General features: G+C 48.6%; 14 protein-coding genes. 6 read left to right on the top strand and 8 right to left on the bottom strand.

What is annotated here, in order from left to right:
- The first annotated feature begins 36 nt into the window (after positions 1-36).
- The gene (gene purH / locus GmarT_RS16865; RefSeq protein WP_002645229.1) at positions 37-1,620 is read left to right on the top strand and encodes a bifunctional phosphoribosylaminoimidazolecarboxamide formyltransferase/IMP cyclohydrolase; all 1,584 of its coding nucleotides are present in this window, start codon (positions 37-39) and stop codon (positions 1,618-1,620) included.
- Between the two features lie 83 nt (positions 1,621-1,703).
- Here the strand turns inward: purH and GmarT_RS16860 are convergent, their stop codons facing one another.
- The 4 genes from GmarT_RS16860 to rhaB all read right to left on the bottom strand — a co-directional run bounded on the left by GmarT_RS16860 (position 1,704) and on the right by rhaB (position 8,040).
- Complete coding sequence (locus GmarT_RS16860; RefSeq protein WP_002645230.1) at positions 1,704-3,287, bottom strand: arylsulfatase; 1,584 nt, start codon at positions 3,285-3,287, stop codon at positions 1,704-1,706.
- A gap of 310 nt (positions 3,288-3,597) precedes the next feature.
- On the bottom strand, positions 3,598-5,040 hold the full coding sequence (locus tag GmarT_RS16855) for a porin (protein WP_002645232.1): 1,443 nt from the start codon (positions 5,038-5,040) through the stop codon (positions 3,598-3,600).
- 409 nt (positions 5,041-5,449) lie between these two features.
- Positions 5,450-6,397 carry a signal recognition particle-docking protein FtsY gene (ftsY, locus tag GmarT_RS16850; protein WP_002645233.1) on the bottom strand — a complete coding sequence of 316 codons (948 nt, stop codon included), beginning with the start codon at positions 6,395-6,397 and terminating at the stop codon, positions 5,450-5,452.
- A gap of 119 nt (positions 6,398-6,516) precedes the next feature.
- Complete coding sequence (gene rhaB / locus GmarT_RS16845; protein ID WP_230682479.1) at positions 6,517-8,040, bottom strand: rhamnulokinase; 1,524 nt, start codon at positions 8,038-8,040, stop codon at positions 6,517-6,519.
- A 305-nt stretch (positions 8,041-8,345) separates the two neighbouring features.
- On the opposite strand from rhaB, the gene GmarT_RS16840 reads away from it, so the two are divergent.
- From GmarT_RS16840 to GmarT_RS16830, 3 genes are all read left to right on the top strand, one after another.
- Positions 8,346-9,293: a nucleoside hydrolase gene (locus GmarT_RS16840; RefSeq protein ID WP_157158919.1), complete on the top strand. Its 948-nt coding sequence runs from the start codon at positions 8,346-8,348 to the stop codon at positions 9,291-9,293.
- A gap of 39 nt (positions 9,294-9,332) precedes the next feature.
- Positions 9,333-9,890 carry a TMEM43 family protein gene (locus GmarT_RS16835; RefSeq protein ID WP_002645236.1) on the top strand — a complete coding sequence of 186 codons (558 nt, stop codon included), beginning with the start codon at positions 9,333-9,335 and terminating at the stop codon, positions 9,888-9,890.
- 345 nt (positions 9,891-10,235) lie between these two features.
- The gene (locus GmarT_RS16830; protein WP_157158920.1) at positions 10,236-11,588 is read left to right on the top strand and encodes a BBP7 family outer membrane beta-barrel protein; all 1,353 of its coding nucleotides are present in this window, start codon (positions 10,236-10,238) and stop codon (positions 11,586-11,588) included.
- 117 nt (positions 11,589-11,705) lie between these two features.
- On the opposite strand, the gene GmarT_RS16825 is transcribed toward GmarT_RS16830, so the two are convergent.
- The 4 genes from GmarT_RS16825 to GmarT_RS16810 form a co-directional block, all read right to left on the bottom strand.
- Positions 11,706-13,184 (bottom strand): DUF1501 domain-containing protein, encoded by a 1,479-nt coding sequence (locus GmarT_RS16825; protein WP_002645238.1) that lies wholly within the window; start codon positions 13,182-13,184, stop codon positions 11,706-11,708.
- A gap of 61 nt (positions 13,185-13,245) precedes the next feature.
- Entirely contained in the window at positions 13,246-16,356 is a 3,111-nt protein-coding gene (locus tag GmarT_RS16820) for a PSD1 and planctomycete cytochrome C domain-containing protein (RefSeq protein WP_002645239.1), read from the bottom strand.
- Positions 16,357-16,629: 273 nt separating this feature from the next.
- Positions 16,630-17,568 (bottom strand): PIG-L deacetylase family protein, encoded by a 939-nt coding sequence (locus tag GmarT_RS16815; protein WP_002645240.1) that lies wholly within the window; start codon positions 17,566-17,568, stop codon positions 16,630-16,632.
- A 153-nt stretch (positions 17,569-17,721) separates the two neighbouring features.
- A complete protein-coding gene (locus tag GmarT_RS16810) occupies positions 17,722-18,603 on the bottom strand; it encodes a hypothetical protein (protein WP_052301231.1) in 882 nt (293 codons plus the stop codon).
- A 396-nt stretch (positions 18,604-18,999) separates the two neighbouring features.
- On the opposite strand from GmarT_RS16810, the gene GmarT_RS16805 reads away from it, so the two are divergent.
- Both GmarT_RS16805 and eno read left to right on the top strand, forming a co-directional pair.
- A complete protein-coding gene (locus GmarT_RS16805) occupies positions 19,000-20,046 on the top strand; it encodes a phosphotransferase family protein (protein ID WP_002645242.1) in 1,047 nt (348 codons plus the stop codon).
- A gap of 110 nt (positions 20,047-20,156) precedes the next feature.
- Positions 20,157-21,527, top strand: coding sequence for a phosphopyruvate hydratase (gene eno, locus GmarT_RS16800; RefSeq protein WP_002645244.1), 1,371 nt, complete (start codon positions 20,157-20,159; stop codon positions 21,525-21,527).
- Positions 21,528-21,544 lie beyond the last annotated feature (17 nt).

Here is a 21,544-nt window from a genome sequence, read left to right as displayed (position 1 = left end):
CCATTCTGTATTCTCAGGTGATTGACTAAGAAACAAATGAGTAATTCACATCCACGTCGCGCATTAGTAAGTGTCAGTGATAAAACGGGTCTTGATGGATTTGTAAAAGGTCTGGCCATGCTGGGCTTTGAATTTATTTCGACCGGTGGAACTCGTCGCTATCTGGAAGAGCAGGGCGTGAATGTCATCGATATATCAGAATACACGGGGTTCCCGGAGATAATGGACGGTCGTGTTAAAACACTGCATCCCAAAGTTCACGGTGCCATTCTGGGACGCCCTGATCTGGCCAGTGATGCTGCCTCGATTCAAGAATTTGAAATCGTTCCGTTTGAACTGGTGGTCTGCAATCTGTATCCCTTCGAAGCGACGATTAGCAAACCTGATGTAACGCTGGCTGAGGCGATTGAACAGATTGATATCGGCGGCCCGAGCATGGTTCGCTCTGCTGCCAAAAATCATGCTTATGTCGGCATTGTGACGAATCAAATACAATACGGTCGAGTGCTGGATGCATTGAAATCCGGTCCTCTGACTCCGGAATTTCGTCTGGAGCTATCTGCTGCCGCATTCGAGATGACAGCCCGCTACGACCGCGCGGTCGCGAATTACATGGCCTCTGTGCTGCCATCTGAGGCAGGCGTTCAGAGCCGCTTTGCCGAACAGGTCAGCATCAATCTGGTGAAACGGGATCAACTGCGTTACGGCGAAAATCCTCACCAGGGAGCCGCCTTCTATGTTGAGCAGAATCCTCCAGCAGCCAGCGTGGCTCAGGCAGAGCAGCTGAATGGCAAAGAGCTATCCTATAATAACTTTCTGGATCTGGATGCCGCTCTGCAGATTGCCAGTGATTTTGATAAGCCGGCCGCAGTGGTGATTAAGCACACTAACCCTTGTGGATGTGCAACTGCTGAAACGCTGGTGGAAGCCTTCGAGAAAGCTTATGCCGGGGATCCGGTCAGCGCCTTTGGTTCCATTTTGAGTTTCAATCGTCCTGTGGATCAGCCGACCGCTGAAAAACTCTGTGAACCGAATCGGTTCATTGAAGCGATTATTGCTCCCGACTATGAACCAGCAGCATTCGAACTTCTGACGACTAAGCCAAAATGGAAAAAGAACGTGCGGTTGATGAAATGTCCCATGATGCAACCGCCGACAGAACCAAGTCTTGACTATCGTCGGGTTTCAGGTGGGCTTCTCGTACAGGAGAAGGATGAACTGCGGGATGACAAGGCAGATTGGAAAGTCGTAACAGAGCGCGAACCAACGAGAGAAGAATTAAACAGTTTGAGTTTTGGCTGGGTCGTCTGTCGTCACGTGAAATCGAACGCGATCGTACTGGCCAAGGATGAAATGTTGCTGGGAGCCGGTGCCGGGCAGATGAGCCGTCTCGACTCATCCTATATTGCCGCCTATAAAGCGGGTGACCGCAGCCAGGGATCCGTTGTCGCCTCTGATGCCTTCTTCCCGTTCCGTGATGGCGTGGATGAAGCTGCGAAAGCAGGGGTGACCGCCATTATTCAACCTGGTGGTTCCGTGCGGGATGAGGAAGTCATTGCCGCGTGTAATGAGCATGACATTGCCATGATCTTCACTGGTCGTCGTCATTTTAAACATTAAAATTGACTACGTGGCCGCGAGTCCCACTTGAGGGTAATCTGATGACGCAGTCTGAGTGGCTCTGTAGGATTCACACTGTGATTTTAGTTCTGGTTGACCCGGTCGTACCAGACATCAAAACGGTGTGCCATACCTTTGACGAGTTCCGGATGCTGGTCAGCCACATCTGTTGTTTCGGTACCATCTCTCTCCAGATCATATAACTGCCAGCGATCTGGTTTCTGACGGAGCCGGATCGCTTTCCAGTTTCCTTCCCGGATGGCCTGATGGCGAGGCAGATCCCAGCAAAGTCTCGCAGGGGCAGTCCGTTGTTTTCCTCTGAAAACCGGAAGTAAACTTACACCTTCGACAGGCAGTGGGTGACGGCCCTTGAATTCACTGGGATACTCAGCCTGAGCGATATCCAGGAATGTGGCCATAAAGTCAATCACATGTCCCGGTTGTCTGGTGATGGCCCCTCCCTGTTGAATTACGCTGGGCCAGCGAACCACCAGTGGCGTACGGATACCTCCTTCATAACCCTCGAGTTTCGTTCCGCGAAAGGGGGTGTTGCTGGTGGTAGCCCACGCCAGTCCATATGCAGCAAAAGTATCCGATGGGCCGGGCAGATGATCGGGGCCGCTTCCCGGCTTGATGAGTACACCATCCCGTCTCCAGCCTGGATTGGGAGTATTCTTACTGAATCCAAATCCACTTTTGTTTGGATTTAACCCGCCATCAGGTGCTGCTCCATTATCAGAGAGAAAGATGACAAGTGTGTTTTCTTCCGCGTTCGCAGCCTTTAATGTCTGCAGCAGTTGTCCCAGACCACGGTCGATGGATTTTACCTGCGCCGCATAGACAGCCATTCGTTCTGCCTGCCAGCGTTTGTGCCGCTCCTTGTCCCAGTTACCAATACTGGCGGCGCGTGGTGCCAGTTGCCATTGTTCCGGGATCAATTCTGTATGACGCTGGCTTTGAAATCGCTTTGCACGGATCTGGTCCCAACCCTGTGTTTCATACCGCTTTCGGAAAGGGGCAATCTCCCCTTCGTGGGCGTGTAGTGGCCAGTGTGGGGCAATGTGAGCGACATAGAGTAAAAACGGTTGCCGGTTCTGCAGACTTTCTTTGAGAAACCGGTCCGCGTGTGCATTAAATGCGTCCGTCAGATAATAATCCTCAGGGAGTTCGATTCTCTGACGATCCAGATAAAACGGATTCTGAACGACTTCATGATAATAGCTGATTTTTGCCTGGCACATCGGGCCGTAAAAACGGTCGAAGCCGCGATCGAGGGCTGAGTCTCTCCCCTGCCACTTTCCGACCATCATGGTGTGGTATCCCGCCTGCTGGAGTACTTCACCAATAGTCATGCAGACGTCAAAATTCTTTGGTTCGTTCCAGCGGTCTCCCCGATGGCCGGTCTGCTGGCAGAACAGTCCCGTTAATAATGATGCTCGCGTGGGGCCGCAGATGGCATTGTTATAGAACTGAGTAAAGCGCATTCCGTCCCGGGCCAGTGAGTCGATGTGCGGCGTACCGATTTCACCCCCGTAGCAGCCGATATCCGACCAGCCCAGGTCATCCGCCATGATCAGGATGATATTGGGGCGGGGTTTTGTTTCCTGGGCTGATGCCAAGGAAACCGAGAATATGAAAAAAAAGGCCGCCAGGCTCCAGGGATTCATGTTGAATAGACTTTCTTCTGTAGAGTCTGAATTCTGTATTAGCTGACCTGCATCATAATGAACCTCAAAATGAAATTATAATCAACGGACTTCACTAAAGTCCATAAGGTCGGTCTCTGGCGTCGTTTGGAACAGGTAAGACTTGAAACTGAGAGATATGAATGTGAATTTCATATGAGAAGAGAAGCATCATGGGTCTGCTAAATATTAAAGGAGCCTTCTTCAGCGAAGAAGGCTCCTTTCGTTATGGCCCATTGATTCGAATTATTGATCCGAATGACAGCTGGTAATCAATTACCCGCTGGCTTTATTAGAAGACGAGAATAACGTCTGTACCAACAGTAAACTGACTGTCCTTGGTTGCACCACTTTTGGTTGTCCAGGGATCAGCTCCGTCGGCCCAGTCCCAGCGAACTTCAGGACGAACCTGGATACAGGAATTGATTTTGTGATTCAAACCTGCAGTGATTTCGTAGTAGTTCGTACCGGGGTTACCCAGCTGAGTACCATTATGATCACGCCACCATTCGACACGCATCCCTGCGCGAGTTGAGTCGCACACGTCATAGAAGAGGTATTGGTTAATACCATAAGCTTCTGCATCGTCTCCTGGATCAGCAGCATCGCCATTCATGAAGAACATATGGTCATGCTGAAATACGTAAGACAACTTGTCTGACAGTTTCTGTTGAGCTACGATACTGAAGATGGTCAGGTTGGAAGTACCACCGAATGCATCATTTTCACCACCAGAGCTGAGGGCAAAGGTCAGTGATGTATCTTCGCTGTCGCTGGTCCAGCCGATAGAACCCAGGAAGCTCCACTCATTGTTCTGATTTTCGAAGTCATCCCAACCAGTGGTGATACCACCGGACAAAGAAACATTGTCGCTCAGGTCAGTACTGGCCAGAACACCTGTGTGGGTGAAAGGCTCATCGTACTGCATGGTATAAGCATGAGAGTAGAAGAAGTTTCCAGTTGCAGGTACAACTTCATATCCAATCAGGGTATAGAAGTGACCAGCATTGATGGTCACACCGTTTCCGATGGGAGCATAGAATGAAGCATACAACTGAGGCATAGCCAGACCGATCTGGTTGGCAGTCGCGTTGTCGTTGTCTGACCACGTACCGTCGAAGTTCGGGGTATTGTTGGGGCCACCAAATACAGCAGTATCGGCAGCATCAGAACCAACTAACAGGTCGACGCGACCACCCCAGCCGAAGCAGTCTTCGTTGGCAGCAGCATCTTTTTCCAGAACGAAGTACAGCTGGTTCAACATAAACTGGCTGTCAGCCTGGTTGAATCCCACACCGGGTGTGTTTAAGTCGTTGGCAGGACGGTTACCGTTGAAGGTAATACCGAATTCCAGCCAGCCACTCAAAGACCAACCATTATCTTCGAGGAAGTTACCACAGCCATCGCAGTCGTCGAACAGACGAGTCAGGCGGCCGCTGCAGCAGTCTCCATCATCACTTGACTCTTCGCCACAGCAAGTGTCAGGATTGGTACAGGTAGGAGCACAAGTCTTCGGTGCACAGCATTCTGCTGTTAACCGTTCGAGTTCTGCAGCTAACTTTGTACCAGCTTCCTCATACACTTTCGTGCAGCAGGCATTGGGTTGATCTGGAGTGCACGAAGGCGCACAACCAGCATCACCACCAAATGCAGGTGATACAGCCATGAGACCCAGCCCACTTAAGAGGAGCCCAGTCAGTCTGGCTTTTCTTTTCAGTTCATTCAGTTTTCGCATATTTTAACTCCTGAGTACACGCTAAAGGTGCTTGGTCTCCATACCGTCAGAAGGGAGGCGTATATGCTTTCCAAAACTATGAATTGGTAGAAGCCATACTGACGGTCTAATCAAAATCCCATCGTTACAATCAGATGACCTGCGAGGTCCGATAAATTGAGCGCTAACATAACGATGGCTCTAACAGGGAATATCGGAATACTCCGTAGTACTTTTGATTAAAAGAGATAGGTCAAGAATATCCTGACTGATCAGGAAGGTCTGACTTGTTCGACCAGATTCCGGAAGCGTTAAACTTTAACAAATCATAAATTATGTTAAGCTTGCGCGAAGAATAAGCAGTGGTATATGCAGGATATGACTCAATCCAGAAAAGAGTCTTTAGAACAAGACATTCTCGGGAGAGTAATTATGAGGCACTTGAAAACAGGGCGTCGACGAATCCTTGAGAGTTAAACAGCTCAAGATCATCAATTTGCTCTCCGACACCGACGTATTTTACGGGGATTCCCATCTTCTGACGGATGGCAACAGTGACGCCTCCCCGTGCTGTACCATCTAATTTTGCTAAAATTAATCCAGAACATTCGATAGATTTCGAAAAATGTTCTGCCTGACTGATTCCATTCTGTCCAGTAGTAGCGTCCAGCACTAAGAGACTTTCGTGGGGTGCATTCGGGATTTTTTTGCTGACAACACGCTTGATTTTTTCCAGCTCTTCCATCAGGTTCGTGTGCGTCTGTAACCGCCCTGCGGTGTCAATAATCAGGTAATCAACGCCTGTTTCTAATGCCCGTTCACAGCCTGAATAGGCTACACTAGCAGGATCTGTGCCATCCGGCCTTGTGACAATCTCACATCCCAGTCGATCAGCCCACATCGTAAGCTGTTCGACGGCAGCGGCCCGGAATGTATCGCCAGCTGCTAATAATACTGTTTTGTTCTGTTTCAGGATCAGATTTGCGAGTTTTGCTATCGAAGTTGTTTTACCGACCCCATTTACTCCCGCCACCAGAATTACAGTCACTCCGTCCGGGTTCTTGTTTAAAGGTGACAAGGGGGCGGAAATATCCCATTTAGTGTCTCCTTCACCTTCAAGAAGCGTGCGGATTTTTTCTTTCACCGTCTCTTCGATTTCATCGAGAATCACAGTACGGCCACCATGCTTTTTGCGGATTTCTTCACAAATTGCGGAAGAGGCAACGACTCCCATGTCCGTTTTGATCAGACGGGCTTCAAATTGTTCAATTTTCTGGTCATCCAGGATTTCGCCCGCTTTAAATAAATCGCGAACATCTGTCCTCAATACTTCTTTAGTTTTTTCTAAACCACGTTTTAATCGGTCAAACAGACCCATTTTTCTTCTCTCTTACTGGATGCAGCTGATTGATATTTGTTCTGGATCACGAGGATGTCAGTCGGCGATAATATAGTGTCTGAGGTCAGACGGCAAGTATCTGCTTTTTCTGCATGAATCTATGATTTTACTTTATTATTATTGAGCAGACTGTCAAATCGTTGGATTGCCTGTTCCCAAACGGTTTTCTCTTGTGGTTCATATCGTTTGGTTTCTATGGAATTCAGCACAATATTCCGTATTTCAGATAGTGAACTGACTGCACCAGCGGCTCTTGCCTGAACTAATACATTTCCCAGTCCGGTGGCTTCGACCGGACCGGTGATGACAGGGATCTGGCAGGCATTTGCGGTAAATTGATTCAGCAGCTCGTTTTTGGTCCCTCCCCCGACGATATGAATGACTTCAATGGGAGTCCCCGTCAATTCTTCCAGCCAGCCTGATACCTTGCGATATTTCAATGCCAGGCTTTCCAGAGCACAGCGAATGTACTGACCGGGGGTTTCAGGTACCGGCTGATTGGATTCTTTACAGTACTGTGAAATCGCTTCAAGCATGTCAGATGGGCTTAAAAATCGAGGGTCATCCGGGTCAACCAGAGAACGAAACGGTTCTGCGGAGGCAGCAGCTTCCGCCAGTTCTGAATATTCCATCGTTTGTCCCTGGCGTTCGTAGGAACGCTTGCATTCCTGTACCAGCCAGAGTCCCATAATATTTTTCAGTAATCGATAAGTACCGTCTATGCCCCCTTCGTTCGTGAAATTCAATTCAAAGGCCCGTTTACCTAAAACGGCAGAATTGACTTCGACTCCCATCAGCGACCACGTACCAGAGCTGATGTAAGCCCAGTTTGGAGTTCCTGTCTGTGAGGTTGGGATGGCGGCAACCGCAGAGGCCGTATCGTGAGTGGCTGGAGTGATGACATCAATTTTACGGAGTCCGGTATATTGCATGACTTCTTCTCGCAACGTGCCCAGTTTCGTTCCCGGCGAGACCAGTTTGGGAAGCAGGGAAGTCGGGATCTCCAGTTTACGGAGTAAATCATAAGCCCAGTCACCTGTCAGGGGGTTCAGACATTGCGTGGTTGTAGCATTGGTGAATTCCACAACCTGACTGCCGGAGAGCAACCAGTGAAAGAAGTCGGGAATCATCAGGAATGTCCTGGCCTGCTGGAGCAGTTCAGGGTCTGTCTGCTGCATCGCCAATAACTGGTACAAAGTGTTGATCTCCATAAACTGGAGACCGGTTGCGTCAAATATTTCCTGTTGCGGGACTCGCGATGTCGCGAGATTCAGCATGCCTTCCGTGCGCGGATCTCGATAATGATAAGGCTGCCCCAGCATTTCCTGTTTTTCCGACAGCAGTACGTAGTCGACTCCCCATGTATCGACACCGACGGAAACAATCTGATCGCCATATTTTTGTGCGGCGAGTGTGAGACCTTTCAATATGGAAGACCAGAGGCCGGTTACATTCCAGCGTCGTGTCCCTGCGAGAGGCACCGGGCCATTACTGAAACGATAGATTTCTTCCAGCTGGATTTTATTTTCATGCAGTCTGCCTGCGAGAACACGACCGCTTTCTGCCCCCAGATCAACTCCTAAAAAACACTGCGCCTGCATTGATGATCCCTTTTGATTCACTAAAGACTTCTGGCTGATAGGAAGTAAAATATGTTAATCACAGTCCCGCATCATACAATAACTTCCTTGGAATTTCATTGGATACCGGCGGAGACACAGTAAAGATTTACAGATCATGGAATCTTAATTACCGGTTGATTGTGGTTTTTGAAAACAGACTCTATCCTGAAGAAAACAGAATGTCATTTTTTACGCATTATTAAGCAATTGAGTGAGATCCCATTTCCATGAAACCGATGATGTCAGTGCTCGCTGTTTTCCTGTGCTTGTCATTTTTTCAATCAGATTCTCTCGCTGCAAAGCCTGTGAAACTGATTTTCGATACTGATATGGGAAATGATATCGATGATGCATTGGCGCTGGCCGTCATACATGCTTTGCAGAGCAGGGGGGAATGCGAACTGCTGGCGGTTACCAGCAGTAAGGACAATCCCTGGTCGATTCTGTATTGTGATGTGGTAAATTCATTTTATGGTCGATCGGAAATTCCACTGGGAAGAGTCAGCCAGGGAGCTACTCACCTCGACGGGTCATATACACGTAAAGTTGTGGAAATGTCCGAGGATGGAAAACCGGTATTTGCGAGACGCTTTCAAAGTGCGGAAGACATTCCAGACGCGGTTTCAGTTTTAAGATCTACGCTGGCAGCACAGCCCGATCATTCTGTGGTGCTCGTTGTAGTCGGGTTTTCAACAAATATCGCCAGACTGCTCCAGTCGCCGGGAGACCAGATCAGTCCCCTGACGGGGCGGGAACTGGTATCCCGGAAAGTGAAACTACTCTCTCAGATGATTGGTCGATTTGACCGGGATAAGCCTGCGGAATTTCATGAATACAATGTCAAACTCGATATTCCAGCGGCGAAAACGGTTTTCGAATTATGGCCAGCAGAAATTCCCGTCATTGTCAGTGGCTGGGAAGTGGGGCGTTCGATTCAGAATCGTGCCGTCAGTATTCAAAATGATTATGGCTATGTGAAATATCATCCGATCAAGCTGGGTTACGAATATTGGCATAAAATGCCTTATGATCGACCTACCTATGATTTAACCAGTGTGCTGTATGCGATCAGGCCTGAACGAGATTATTTTGGAGTATCCAAGCCAGGCCAATTTAAGATCAACGAAGTCGGAAAACTGGAACACACTAAAAAAACAGATCGAAATCAGCAGTTTTTGACTTTGACGCCAGAGCAGATACTCAGAGTACAGGAGGTTCTGGAAAGCCTGTCCAGCCAACCGCCTGCGATGTAGTACCCAATCAACCATTCATTTTTATGGAGGAGGATTCCTGTGAATCAGAAAACGGAAGATCATGTTGAACCTTCCTTCGGCAAGCGTTTTCAGACCGCTTTGAAAAATCTCGGGATCGGGATCATTTTCCTGATGGCAGGATTGTTTCTGCTCTGGCACAATGAGTCTAAAATTCTCGAACGGGAAATCAGTATTTCGCAGGCAGAGTCAATTCTGTCAGAAAATCAGCAAGAGAGTTCTGAACAGCGAGAACTGGCGAATAACGAAAGTGGCGATTTGCAATCAACAACACTCTTCAACTGGGGGCTTCGGTTCGCCGGTTGGATCATAGTGTTTCTGGGATTAGCTACGCTCTTTAAACCTCTGGTTGTGCTCGTTGATAAAATCCCCTTTCTCTGGAATTTTGTCGGACGTGGCATCACAGTATTTGCCTTGCTGAGCTCTTTCAGTCTGACCTTGATTCTCCTGTCTGCTGTCTGGATGGTGGCTCGACCGGTTTTTGGAGCGATTTTACTACTTTCGGGGATCGTTCCGTTGTTTATTCTCTATCGCTCCGGAAGACGCGGGCGTCTGAAGCAGGCGTTACGGAACGCCTGATACCATCTGCACAGAATGGAATGGATGTAATAAGTACAAGCCGGTGATTCTTTTACCTGTTTTTCCAGACTACCTGTCTTGTTGTCTGTTGCTGAACTGGTTCCCAACTTTCTGCCTGAGATCTCAGGATTCCTACAAGTCGAATAACCCATATAACCGATACCTTTGATATATCTAATACCCTTCACGCGGAATTTCCTGCGCCGCAGGGTGGTTATTTGCTGGGTCTGTCTGAGTTTGAAGGCAGTTTCGTAGAGCCTCCGGCTTGTAGACTTCTTTAACATGAGATTGAAGTAGAACATGGTAAATCCGGCCTACCGTTTATTGCTTGGAATGATTGTACTCATGTCAGGAGTACAATCACTGTCCGCACAGGCTCCCAATGCATCTGTAGCAGGACAAGCAGGGAATAATTACTCACCGGCCTCATATCATCCAGGGGCGCCTCATAAGATGCAATACGCTCCCGTACAGCAGTATTATGAGCCGGGCCCCGAATACTATGGGAACGTAGACCAATATCAGTCTGAATATTCAGGAGATTCGGGTATGATCACTCGGGTTCTTCCGGTGGACCGGGGTTGGGCTTATGACCACCCGTGGGATGGACTTTTCAAGAATCTGGCCAATAACAGCTGGATGCGGGTGGAATATTTGTTGTGGAAAGCTCCCCCGGGAAACCAGTTGGTCGGGGCAGATTTACCTTCTGGAAATGACCCGCGTCTTCCATATGCGATTGAAGACCCAGATGGGACATTTAATCTCGAAGCAAAAGAAGCCGACCTCAGTTCCATAGGCAGAGTTGGTTCAAACGGGATTCGTGGTACATTTGGAATTGATTTTGAACGTGGCTCGATCGAGGCTATCTTTTTTGGGATGCAAACAGATGAGAGTTCTGTTTCCTATGGAAAACCTGATCTGGCACGTACAAACTTTACCGCTGATGATTTAATAAATACAAATTATGACCTGTCGAACAGTATTGCGATTCAAACACTGTTGGACGGTCAGGTATCAACCGCTGGCCGAAGATTTAACCAAAAGTTTTCGATTAACTATCAGACTCAGGCCTGGGGGGCAGAGAGTAACTATGTGATTAATACAGAACGCCTTTTCTTCAGAACCTACTATGGAGCAGGCGGACTTCAGATACGACCTTTGGTTGGTTTTCGGTATTTAAAAATAGGCGAAGAGATGTTGATTAAAGGTTCTTTTGAGGACCAGGCGGAAACGGCAACGACTCCGGTCGCCTTGTTCGAATCCACTATTGATACGTCGACTGACAATAAACTGTATGTGCCTCAAGCAGGGATTCGCATGGAATTTATACATCCCTGGTTTACAATCTCTGCAGAGCCGAAAGTCGGCTTTGGTGTGAATAACTATAGTGGGAGTGTATTGACGAATCAGTTCTTAAGTGCTGCTGATCCGACTCATATTACCAGCTTTTCAAGAACCAGATTTGCACCCACCTTTGAGTTTGGTGTCAATGCCCGAATCCATCTGAATCAAAACTTCACTTTCAACGTGGGATATAACTTCTTATGGGCCAATCAGGTTGCCAGAGCCGGTGATATTATCTATTACAATACTTCTTCTGCGAATCCAACTACTGGCGTTTCGTTGCAGGCTCAGGACAGTCTGGACAGTTATAAACTGCATGGTCTGGTGATCGGTGGGGAGTTCAGCTGGCCCTAAACTATATCCAGTTTTACAGTAGCGACTCCAGGACCATTTGGGCTGAGCATATTAGATCGGGAAACGCTCTGGTTAAATGTGCTGCGATCTAGTCGTCACTGCTTTTGTTGATTACTGTCAGGCAATCAGTTTTTCAACAATTTTTCCACCGACGTTTGTGAGTCGAATATCCAGACCACCAAAATTCTGTGCCAGCTTCAGGTGATTCATTCCGAACAGATGTAGCAACGTGGCATGAAAGTCATTGATGTGAACGGGATCTTCTTCCACTGACCAGCCCAATTCAGTCGTTTTGCCAATGACCTGGCCACCTTTGACACCTCCACCCGCCATCCATAGACTGAAGGCGCCTGGATGATGATCACGGCCTGTTACCGCTTTCGAACCCGTTCGGTTTTCTCCCAGTGGTGTCCGTCCGAATTCACCAGCCATAACAACCAGTGTGGAATCGAGAAGCCCTCGCTGCTTGAGGTCTTTCAGAAGCGCAGCCACGGGTTGGTCTACAATTCCTGCGTTCCGTTTTATCCCCGCATCCAGACCACTGTGGTGGTCCCAGGAAGCATGGTAAAGATTGACAAACCGCACTCCGCGTTCCACAAGTCGTCGTGCCAGCAGGCAGTTCCGTGCAAATGCACCCTCCGCATCGGCTCCCCCGCCTCTCTTACCGGTTTTAGAGTCTCCTTTTCGGTTGACCCCGTAGGCTTCCTGCGTCTCTTTGGTCTCGCTGGATAATTCAATCAGCTCCGGTGCCGAAGACTGCATTTGAAAAGCAAGTTCATAGCTGGCGATCCGGCTGGCAATTTCATCATCGCCTGTCTCTGTCAGCTGTTCGGTGTTCAGCCTCTTGATGGCTTCCAAACCGGATTTCTGCATGGCGGAACTGATTCCGGGAGGATTGTTCAAATTCAATACCGGCTCACCCTGATTTCGGAACAGTACTCCTGCATAAGTTGAAGGCAGAGATCCACTGGACCAGAGTGAAGCGCCGCCACTGGCCCCACGGCCTGCTGTCAGTACTACATACCCGGGCAGATTATTGGATTGACTGCCCAGTCCATAGGTCAGCCAGGAGCCAATACTCGGCCTTCCGAAGCGTCCTACCCCTGTATTCATCATCAACTGTGCCGGATGGTGGTTAAACTGTTCGGTATACATAGAGCGGATTAAAGCGATGTCGTCTGCACATGTTGCAATATTCGGGAGTACATCTGAGAACTCGGTACCGCATTCGCCTGATTTTGTAAACTTTCTGGGGCTGCCGCTCAGGGTAGCAGTCTCTTTGTTGATAAAGGCAAATCGAACCTTATCGGTCAGTTCTTTGGGGAGTGGCTGTCCGTTTAACTCCTGTAACTTTGGTTTGGGATCGTAGAGGTCAATCTGGCTGGGGCCACCTGCCAGAAAAATGAAAATACAGTTCTTAGCGGTACCGGGAAAATGGGCATCTTTGGGAGCCAGTGGATTTGTGAGGCTGTTTTCCGAAGCAACCAAACCTTCTTTTTCCAACATCGCAGCCAGCGCAAAACTGGCCACACTGCAGGATGAGTTCATCAGGAAGCGACGTCGTGCCAGATTCAAATTGAATGGTTCAGCGTTCATGTTTTCTTTGTTCCGTTATGGATATGGCACTCTGGTTACAGGATAGTCTTAAAAAATCTAATTATCCGCGGGTCACAAACTCATCCAGATTCATTAAAACCCGTCCAATCATGATCCAGGTGGCGACTTCCCGCGGGGTACTACCTTCAGGGATCTGGATTTGATTAGTCAATTCGCTGACTGCTGTCTGATCTGACTGCAGGAGTTTTGTCTGTTCCTGATAGAGTTGGCGGATAATTATAATTTCCTGTTCCGAAGGCTGTCGTGCCAGGCAGAGTTCAAATGCATGATGGATGCGGTCATCCAGAGAGGGTTTGTTGATCTGTGTTGACTCGACAATGCGTGTGCCCAACTTTTGTGAACACTCAAAAAAGACCGGGTCATTCCAGATTGTTAACGCTTGTAGTGGCGTATTGGAACGCTCTCTGCGGGTACAACTCAGATTAGAATCGGGTGAGTCAAATGTCATCAGCATGGGATAAGGGACTGTACGTTGAAAGAACGTATAGAGCCCGCGACGGTAACGGTCATCCCCATTGCTGGTCGTCCATTTCACCGAATTGGCATATCCCAGATTAGCGATTCCCTCGGGTTGAGGGGGATTCACACTCGGGCCGCCCACCTTGTGTTTTAGTAATCCGCTGACTGTCAAAGCCTGGTCGCGAATGATTTCCGCTTCCACCCGCAGGCGGTTCTGATGAGACAACCAGGTGTTATAAGGGTCTCGTTCCTCAAGTTCCGGTCGATTCGTGGAAGACTGGCGATACGTTGCGGAAGTGACAATCAGTTTATGGAGTTGTTTCAGGCTCCAGTCGTTTTTGCGAAATTGAGTGGCCAGCCAGTCAAGTAATTTCGGATGTGAGGGGGGCTCGCCCTGGGTACCAAAATCGTTGACCGTGAATACGATTCCCCGGCCAAAATAACGACTCCAGATACGATTGACAGTCACCCTGGCTGTTAAAGGCTGTCGGGGATCAAACAGCCAACGTGCCAGGTCAAGACGATCAGGGCTGGATGTGCCAATGGGAGGCAGGACCGCCGGTGTATTCGCTTTGACTTCATCGGCAGGATTCAGGAAATCACCTCTTACCAGCAAGTGTGTTTTGCGGGGTACTTTGAGATGATCGACTACCTGGGCCTTCGTGGTTTCTGCGGGATCGCGGGGGGCTTTTTTCCGATGTGCAAGTTCCTGCGCTTTCCGTTTTATTAACTGGGGATCAATGGTGCGAAAATAATCCAGCAGTTCCTGGCGTTGTTCTGCCGTTCTCTGTTCAACCGGTGTATTGAGTGTCTCGACTACCAGGTCGGTCATTCCAGTGAGAGGCAATGGTGCGTCTGCAGTTGAAAGTGAAATGCGAAAGCGTCCCAGGTTATGATATGTTTTTTTCGTGGTGGACTGCTGCAGTGAAACAGTGACCAGCGTACCTTTTTCAAAACCAAATGGTTTTTTTACTTCAAATGTGGCAATCTGTTTTTTCCCCTCCTGGGGAGCAATTGACCAGCCAGTATGAGGACTGTTATTGATGACACGATCAACTTTGTAGCCATCCATTTCAAAACTGGCCTGTGCTTTCTGTAACACAACCTTACTGGTCGACTCAGGTGATTCCAACGGAGCTGTATTGATCGTAAGCATCGTCAATTCGAAATCACCGGTGGCACTCCGTCCCGGTCCCTGTCTGGGCAGACTGGGATCGGTGAGTGCTTCGAGCCGAATCCCCTTTATGTTCTGTAGATCTGTTTTAAAAGTGATCGTATAGATTTCTGCGCGACCTGGGTTTTCACCTTCAGCCAGTATGCTGCGATCTGGCAGGATCTTCAAAGTGGTGTTCTGTTTGGCTTGTACGGTTTCCGGATTCAGAATTGTCCAGACCGGTTTTTTTTCCGGATTCTGTTTTTCCCATTGATTCAGAGCTGAAGCCAGCTGGTTTTGTTCATAATCCTGAATCGCCTGTACCAGAGGCTGATGAGCGATCTGATAAACCTGACTGGCTTTCTCAAAATTCGACTGCTCGGCGGGTAAAGGTGCACCGATATCAGGCTCTGTCAATGAATTGAAAAATGAATACAGGCGATAATATTCACGCTGGGTAATGGGGTCATATTTATGAGTGTGACATTGAGCACATTCGACTGTAAGTCCGAGCCAGATGGATCCCAGAGTATTTGTGCGGTCAACAGTACGTTTGACACGATCTTCTTCCGGGTCAGTTCCTCCCTCCGTGTTGATCAGCGTGTTACGATGGAATCCGGTAGCGACCAGTTCAGACAGAGAAGGCTCGGGCAGGAGGTCACCGGCAATCTGTTGCTGGGAAAACTGATCGAAGGGGAGGTCCTGATTCAAGGCATTGATCACCCAGGTCCGCCAGCGCCAGGCGTGTGGTCTTTTACGATCTTTTTCGTATCCATCGCTGTCAGCGTACCGGGCCAGATCGAGCCAGTGCCGGGCCCAGCGTTCTCCATAATGCGGAGAGGCCAAAAGATGGTCGACCAGTTTTTCATACCAGTCAGGGGTGGGATCGGAATTCCACTTCTGCCATTCTTCGACCGTGGGAGGAAGACCTGTCAAATCCAGATAGACGCGGCGGATAAGTGTGCTACGGTCCGCTTCTTCAGAGGGACTGACTTTTTCCTGTTCCAGTTTCTGTAGAATAAATGTATCGATGCCATTTATCACCCAGTCCTTTTGCTTTACCTCTGGTAAAGAGACTTTTTTGATGGGTTGGAATGACCAGTGATCAGAGCCAGACAGACCTGTTTTTGAATTGGCATCTTCGGGCCAGTCGACTCCCTGTTCGATCCAGCGTTTGACCAGAGCCAACTCATCTTTACTCAGCGGAGTTCCTTCACCTTCCGGGGGCATCTGGTCGCCATCCCCGGTGCCGGAAATGCGGTGAAAGAGTTCGCTTTTGTGGCTGTCACCGGGGGTGATGGCCTTGCCGCTGTCCCCACCTTCCAAAGCGCGGCTTTTCAGATCCAGGCGAAAGCCACCCTCCTGAACTTCCCGACCGTGACAGGAATAGCATTTGGCCTGAAACAGAGGTTTGATCTGTTTCAGGAAATCAATTTTGTCTTTCTCAGAAATCGCTTCTGCAGCAGACAGTAAAGCTGGATTGAGTATCAGAGAACTCAGGCTCAACAGCCAGAACATGGAATAGAAGAAGTGGTTCATTTGCTTGCCCTCATTATTATCAGGCAATTCAACGATCCGGGTGCGTCTCTGGAAGGCCAAAGCTGCTCCATTGCAGCATGGGAGAACAGGTAAGTCCCCTGGTTGATCGCTATTATTACATAATACTAAGTTATATCAGCGTATGTCAAATAATGGCTTTGAGATCCACTACTTAATCAGAAGATCACAGTATCCCTTATAATCTGGACTGGAATAGATAGAGAGGGATACTAAATGATCTGGTGTCTGTTAACTGAATGAACCGGATGTTTATTATTTTTCAGTAACCGGGATGGAAGCCTGAATGGGGAACAGCTTCAATAGCATCTTTTTGTTTGGTTTTGAACCATACTCGCAGAGTTCAAATGATTCCGCAAATTTGACCTGCTTCCCGACTTCTTCTCCATAGATGTTGATCAGTTCCGTGCGGTATTTATTCGCTTCTGATGATTGACGGCGAGACCAGGCAGGACGAAGAAATTCGATTCGCAGTTCTGGTGGATCAGCAGGGGGGACTTTGGCAGCACGTTCCGGACTGCCGCCAGCTCCTCCCTCCAGTGATTGAGATACAAGTTGTGCAACTGCTTTCAGTTTCTGATCGAATACATTATCAACGGCAACGACCACATCCGGTCGAAACGGATAGGGTTTCTGGAAACCGTCACTGGAGTACATGAAGACTGGATTTTTCTTGAGACGAGGGATATCAGGACAGAAGTAAGGCACGGTAACCATAAATGCGGCATCCTGGACAAGTACTCCGACGTACCGATGGTCTGGGTGATAATCCCAGGGGCGATGCGAGATGACGAGGTCTGCATTCCACTCCCGAATCAGTTTGACGATTTTCTTGCGGTTCTCCAGAGTCGGCAGTAATTCTCCATCGTGAATATCTAATACTTCCGATTCGACTCCCAAAATCTTTCCTGCCGCTTTGACCTCGGCAGCTCTGCGCTGGGCTAGTGTACCACCTGCCATCTCGAAGTGGCCAATGTCTCCGTTTGTCACTGAGACCAGTTTCACTTTATGACCCTGTTGCGCCCAGAGTGCTGCTGTTCCACCATTTTTGTATTCCGCATCATCAGGATGAGCACCAAAACAGATGATGCGTAACGGTGTCTCCTCGTCTGCCTGGAGTGATGGAATGTGGCATAAAAAAGAGAGCGTCAGGAAAAGTGTAGAGCAAATTGTATTTCTCAGGATCAGCGTCATGGTATTCAGCTCCGGTTATGGCAGGATGAATCAACGGACTTTTATTTAAAATACCTGAGAAGATGATTTGATGAAAGCGTCTCACAAAAAAAGGCTCGCAATTGCGAGCCTTAATTTAGCTGTTATTTCAAACCGGAGAGGTTTTGTTGTGAATTATTTTTCAAAGCTGCGGCCGGTCTCTGTTCGCGCTTTGGTTGTTGAGGCTGTCTCAGTAGAGTCGTTTCTGTCACGGGCACGTGCATGTGCCATGCCTACCAGTTGAGAAGCATACTGAAGTTCTGCCTGATTGAAGTAAGGAGATGGAGGAGCACCACCTAAGTGTTTGATTGACTTGGCGGCCAGTTCCTGCCAGCTCATTTTATCTGCCAGATGCCAGGCTGCAGCCTGTCCTGCCTGTTGATTTACACGACCGGTTGCTACGAAACGGAGCAGTTCCTGAAGAGCAGGGTCTTTTACCAGTTCTTCTGTTTTGACCATGCGGTATTCCATACGAGGCGCTGGTTCAACTTTACCATGTTCGAGGCAGACAGAAGTATAAGGGACGTAAGCTGTTTTTTCAGGAGGGATCGAGAAAAATCCTCCGCCAGCACCACCGGCTCCGCCACCCAGACCACCGCCACCTAGTCCACCACCCAGACCACCGCCGGCACCGCCGCCTGTTGTCTGTGCCTGACCACCACCTTGACCGCCACCCAGACCACCGCCACCAAGTCCACCACCAAGTCCGCCGCCCAGGGCACCCTGTTTCAGGACCTGAACCGCGAGAAAGGTTTCTGGCAGTTTCACATTGAGAGGTTTCTCACTATTGTTGGTGATTAGAACTTTACCACCCTTCGAGTTTTTGGCGATAATTTTGACGTCAACCACACCTGCTTCCATTGCTTCAAACAGATCGTCAGCTTTTTCTGCTGCTGGATCATACTTTTGAGGAGGGATTGGTTTTTGGCCTGCTTCCAGAGTAGTACTCAGACAGAGTGCCAGACAGGTCGCAGAAAAACACATCAATAAACGAGAAGCAGATTTTGTGGACAACATAGAAAACGTTCCTGTGGTTCACTGGAAGGATACCACGTTGAAGTGGTGTGAGATTAGTAATCACTCATCAAACTGAAATAGCTATTTACTACAACTATCCCAATATTATCATCTTACAGCATACAAATCGGGTCTGGCAACAAAAAGTTGTGCCGAAAGCAACTTTTTCACAACACAGACTGCCGGCTATTAAAGTCGAACCGGTCAGGTAAGCGTTGAGTCGTATCAGATTATGCCGATTAAAGGGGGCAAAACGGTGGCAGAACCTGACGGGGAGAGTCATAATTTTTTAAAAAGAGCCTGAAAACACGCTCACAGAAGTTAAACAACACTTCTGCTGAATTAAGTTTTCCGACTTATTAATGCGTTTGAAACAGCAACTTATGGGAATTCATCATGATACAGGAGATAACGGCTGCAAATGCCATCGATTACTTGAAAAAGAGGGGGCAGTTATCCACAGGGGAAGACGCTGTCGCTGAGGCACTTGCCTGGGGGGTTTCAAACATAGTCATACGTATAGACCGCCAGGCCGGCGATGATTTTGTCATCAAGCAGTCGCGGAAGCAACTGCGAACTCAAGCGGAGTGGTTCAGTCAGCTGGAACGGATCTGGCGCGAGTTAGAAGTGATGCAGGAACTTCAGAATCTACTACCGGCTGGCGTCGTTCCCCGTGTCCTGTTTGAGGATCGGGAGAACTATCTTTTTGCAATGGAAGCCATCGATAAGGATCATAAGGTCTGGAAAGCAGAATTACTGGATGGAATATTTGACCTCTCGATTGCTTCAAGATTGGGAAAGTACCTGGGGGCCATTCATCGATTGAGCTTTGACAACCAGTCATTACAAGAACGATGGGGAGACTGGATCATCTTTGATCAACTTCGCATTGATCCGTTTTATCGGTTCATTGTCAAAGCTCATCCGGAAATAAAAGACTGGGTGAATGATCTGATCGCCGAAATGGAAAGCAATCGTATCTGCCTTGTTCTGGCTGATTTCAGTCCCAAAAATATTCTGATTTCTGGAAACCAGGTTCATCTCGTCGATTTTGAAACGGCTCATTATGGAGATCCTGCATTTGATCTGGGCTTCTTTCTGAGTCATCTGATGTTGAAAGCTGTCTACTTTGGCGAGAGGGGTACAGATTGTATTCAACTCGTGGAATGCTTCTGGGATCAGTATCTGTCTGAAATAGCTCCTTTGTCAGAATCCAGAAATAAGGAAGCTGAAAAAATGCAGCAGCAGGAACTGGAGCGTCGTACGATCCGCCATCTGGCAGCATGTATGTTGTCTCGCGTTGATGGCAAAAGCACGGTCGACTACCTCGGTGAACCAGGTTTGCAGGATCGGGTTCGCTCGTTTTCGCTCTCGTTGATCCTTGATCCACCGTCTACGATTCATCAAGCCACGTTAAGATTAAGTGAGCTGCAGAAATCCTGAATGGATTCGGGTGAAGATAATGTTCCATTCTGATATCCTCATAGATAGAATCAGGGCTTGGCAGTTTATAATGATGAAGCTGGAAATCGAAGTTGGGAGTGTGATCTGAAATGACGCAAATTGAGTACGTCCACGCACGCGAATTATTTGACAGTCGTGGTAATCCGACAGTGGAGGTTGAGATCTGTTGTGCCGGTTCTCGTTGCGGACGTGCCATTGTTCCCAGCGGTGCCAGTACCGGAAAATTTGAAGCCGTTGAGTTACGCGATCAGGATGCGGATCGATTTGATGGTTTAGGTGTCAGTCAGGCAGTCGAAAATGTCAGGCGGGAAATCGCTGCTGCATTGATCGGACAGGATGCTTCGAACCAGAGTGGCATTGATGCAATTCTCTGTGAACTGGATGGGACAGAGAATAAATCCCGCTTAGGCGCGAATGCGATTCTGGGGGCTTCACTGGCAACCGCTTACGCCGCTGCGGAGTCCCAGGGGCAGACTCCAGTCGAGCGATTTGCTGAAATCTGGTCTGATTATATCAGTTCCGGCTTTGCAGAAGAATCGGAGCAGACCCAGCGGACGAATCTTCTGGCCCGGTCCATGTCTCTTCCTCTACCGATGGTCAATATGATTTCCGGGGGGCTGCACGCCGGTCGCAATCTGGATTTTCAGGACTTTCTGATTCTGCCTGTCGGCGCAACTTCCTATCGGCAGGCCTTTGAGTGGATTGTGACAATCTATCGCCGACTGGGACAGATTCTTAATAAGACCGGGCATGAAGGATCCCTCGTCGGTGACGAAGGCGGTTATGGTCCGAAATTAAGTTGCAACAGCGAGGCAGTGAAATATGTTGTTGCTGCCATTGAGGCTTCAGGACTGAACCCCGGTGAAGATGTAGCGATTGGACTCGATGTGGCCAGTACCCACTTCTATGATGCTGAGACCGACACCTACCATCTGAATGCGACGGGAGATGAAGCATTATCATCTGATGACGTAATTGATATGCTGGAACGCTGGGTCGACACGTATCCAATCATCAGTATTGAAGACGGTCTGGCAGAAGATGACTGGTCTGGCTGGAAGAAACTGACCGATAGACTGGGGCATCGCGTTCAACTGATTGGTGATGATCTGTTTGTGACCAACCCGAAACGACTGCAGCAGGGAATTGAAAGCCAGACAGCAAACAGTGTTCTGATTAAGCTGAATCAGATTGGAACACTGACCGAAACTCTGGAAACATTGAAGATGGCCATTAATTATGGTTACTGGCCTGTGGTTTCTGCCAGAAGCGGTGAAACAGAAGATACGACTATTGCCGATCTAGTTGTCGCTACGGGAGCAGGGCAACTCAAGGTTGGTTCGGTAGGACGCAGTGAGCGGCTGGCAAAGTATAATCAACTGTTGCGGCTGGAAGAGTCTCTCTCTGACAGGGCTCCGTATCATGGCGGAGGAATTTTTTCCAGTTTGCGATCCCGATAGAATGACATCGATTTACA

The sequence above is a fragment of the Gimesia maris genome (assembly GCF_008298035.1).
GTDB classification, from domain to species: Bacteria; Planctomycetota; Planctomycetia; order Planctomycetales; family Planctomycetaceae; genus Gimesia; species Gimesia maris.
This window is presented reverse-complemented; position numbering and strand designations above follow the sequence as displayed.

Excerpts from the sequence above, each read along its gene's own strand:
- GmarT_RS16815 (WP_002645240.1), bottom strand. The coding sequence starts at position 17,568 with ATGACGCTGATCCTGAGAAATACAATTTGCTCTACACTTTTCCTGACG.
- purH (WP_002645229.1), top strand. The coding sequence starts at position 37 with ATGAGTAATTCACATCCACGTCGCGCATTAGTAAGTGTCAGTGATAAA.
- GmarT_RS16825 (WP_002645238.1), bottom strand. The coding sequence starts at position 13,184 with ATGAACGCTGAACCATTCAATTTGAATCTGGCACGACGTCGCTTCCTG.
- GmarT_RS16860 (WP_002645230.1), bottom strand. The coding sequence starts at position 3,287 with ATGAATCCCTGGAGCCTGGCGGCCTTTTTTTTCATATTCTCGGTTTCC.
- GmarT_RS16805 (WP_002645242.1), top strand. The coding sequence starts at position 19,000 with ATGATACAGGAGATAACGGCTGCAAATGCCATCGATTACTTGAAAAAG.
- GmarT_RS16830 (WP_157158920.1), top strand. The coding sequence starts at position 10,236 with ATGTCAGGAGTACAATCACTGTCCGCACAGGCTCCCAATGCATCTGTA.
- GmarT_RS16820 (WP_002645239.1), bottom strand. The coding sequence starts at position 16,356 with ATGAACCACTTCTTCTATTCCATGTTCTGGCTGTTGAGCCTGAGTTCT.
- eno (WP_002645244.1), top strand. The coding sequence starts at position 20,157 with ATGACGCAAATTGAGTACGTCCACGCACGCGAATTATTTGACAGTCGT.
- GmarT_RS16810 (WP_052301231.1), bottom strand. The coding sequence starts at position 18,603 with ATGTTGTCCACAAAATCTGCTTCTCGTTTATTGATGTGTTTTTCTGCG.
- ftsY (WP_002645233.1), bottom strand. The coding sequence starts at position 6,397 with ATGGGTCTGTTTGACCGATTAAAACGTGGTTTAGAAAAAACTAAAGAA.
- GmarT_RS16855 (WP_002645232.1), bottom strand. The coding sequence starts at position 5,040 with ATGCGAAAACTGAATGAACTGAAAAGAAAAGCCAGACTGACTGGGCTC.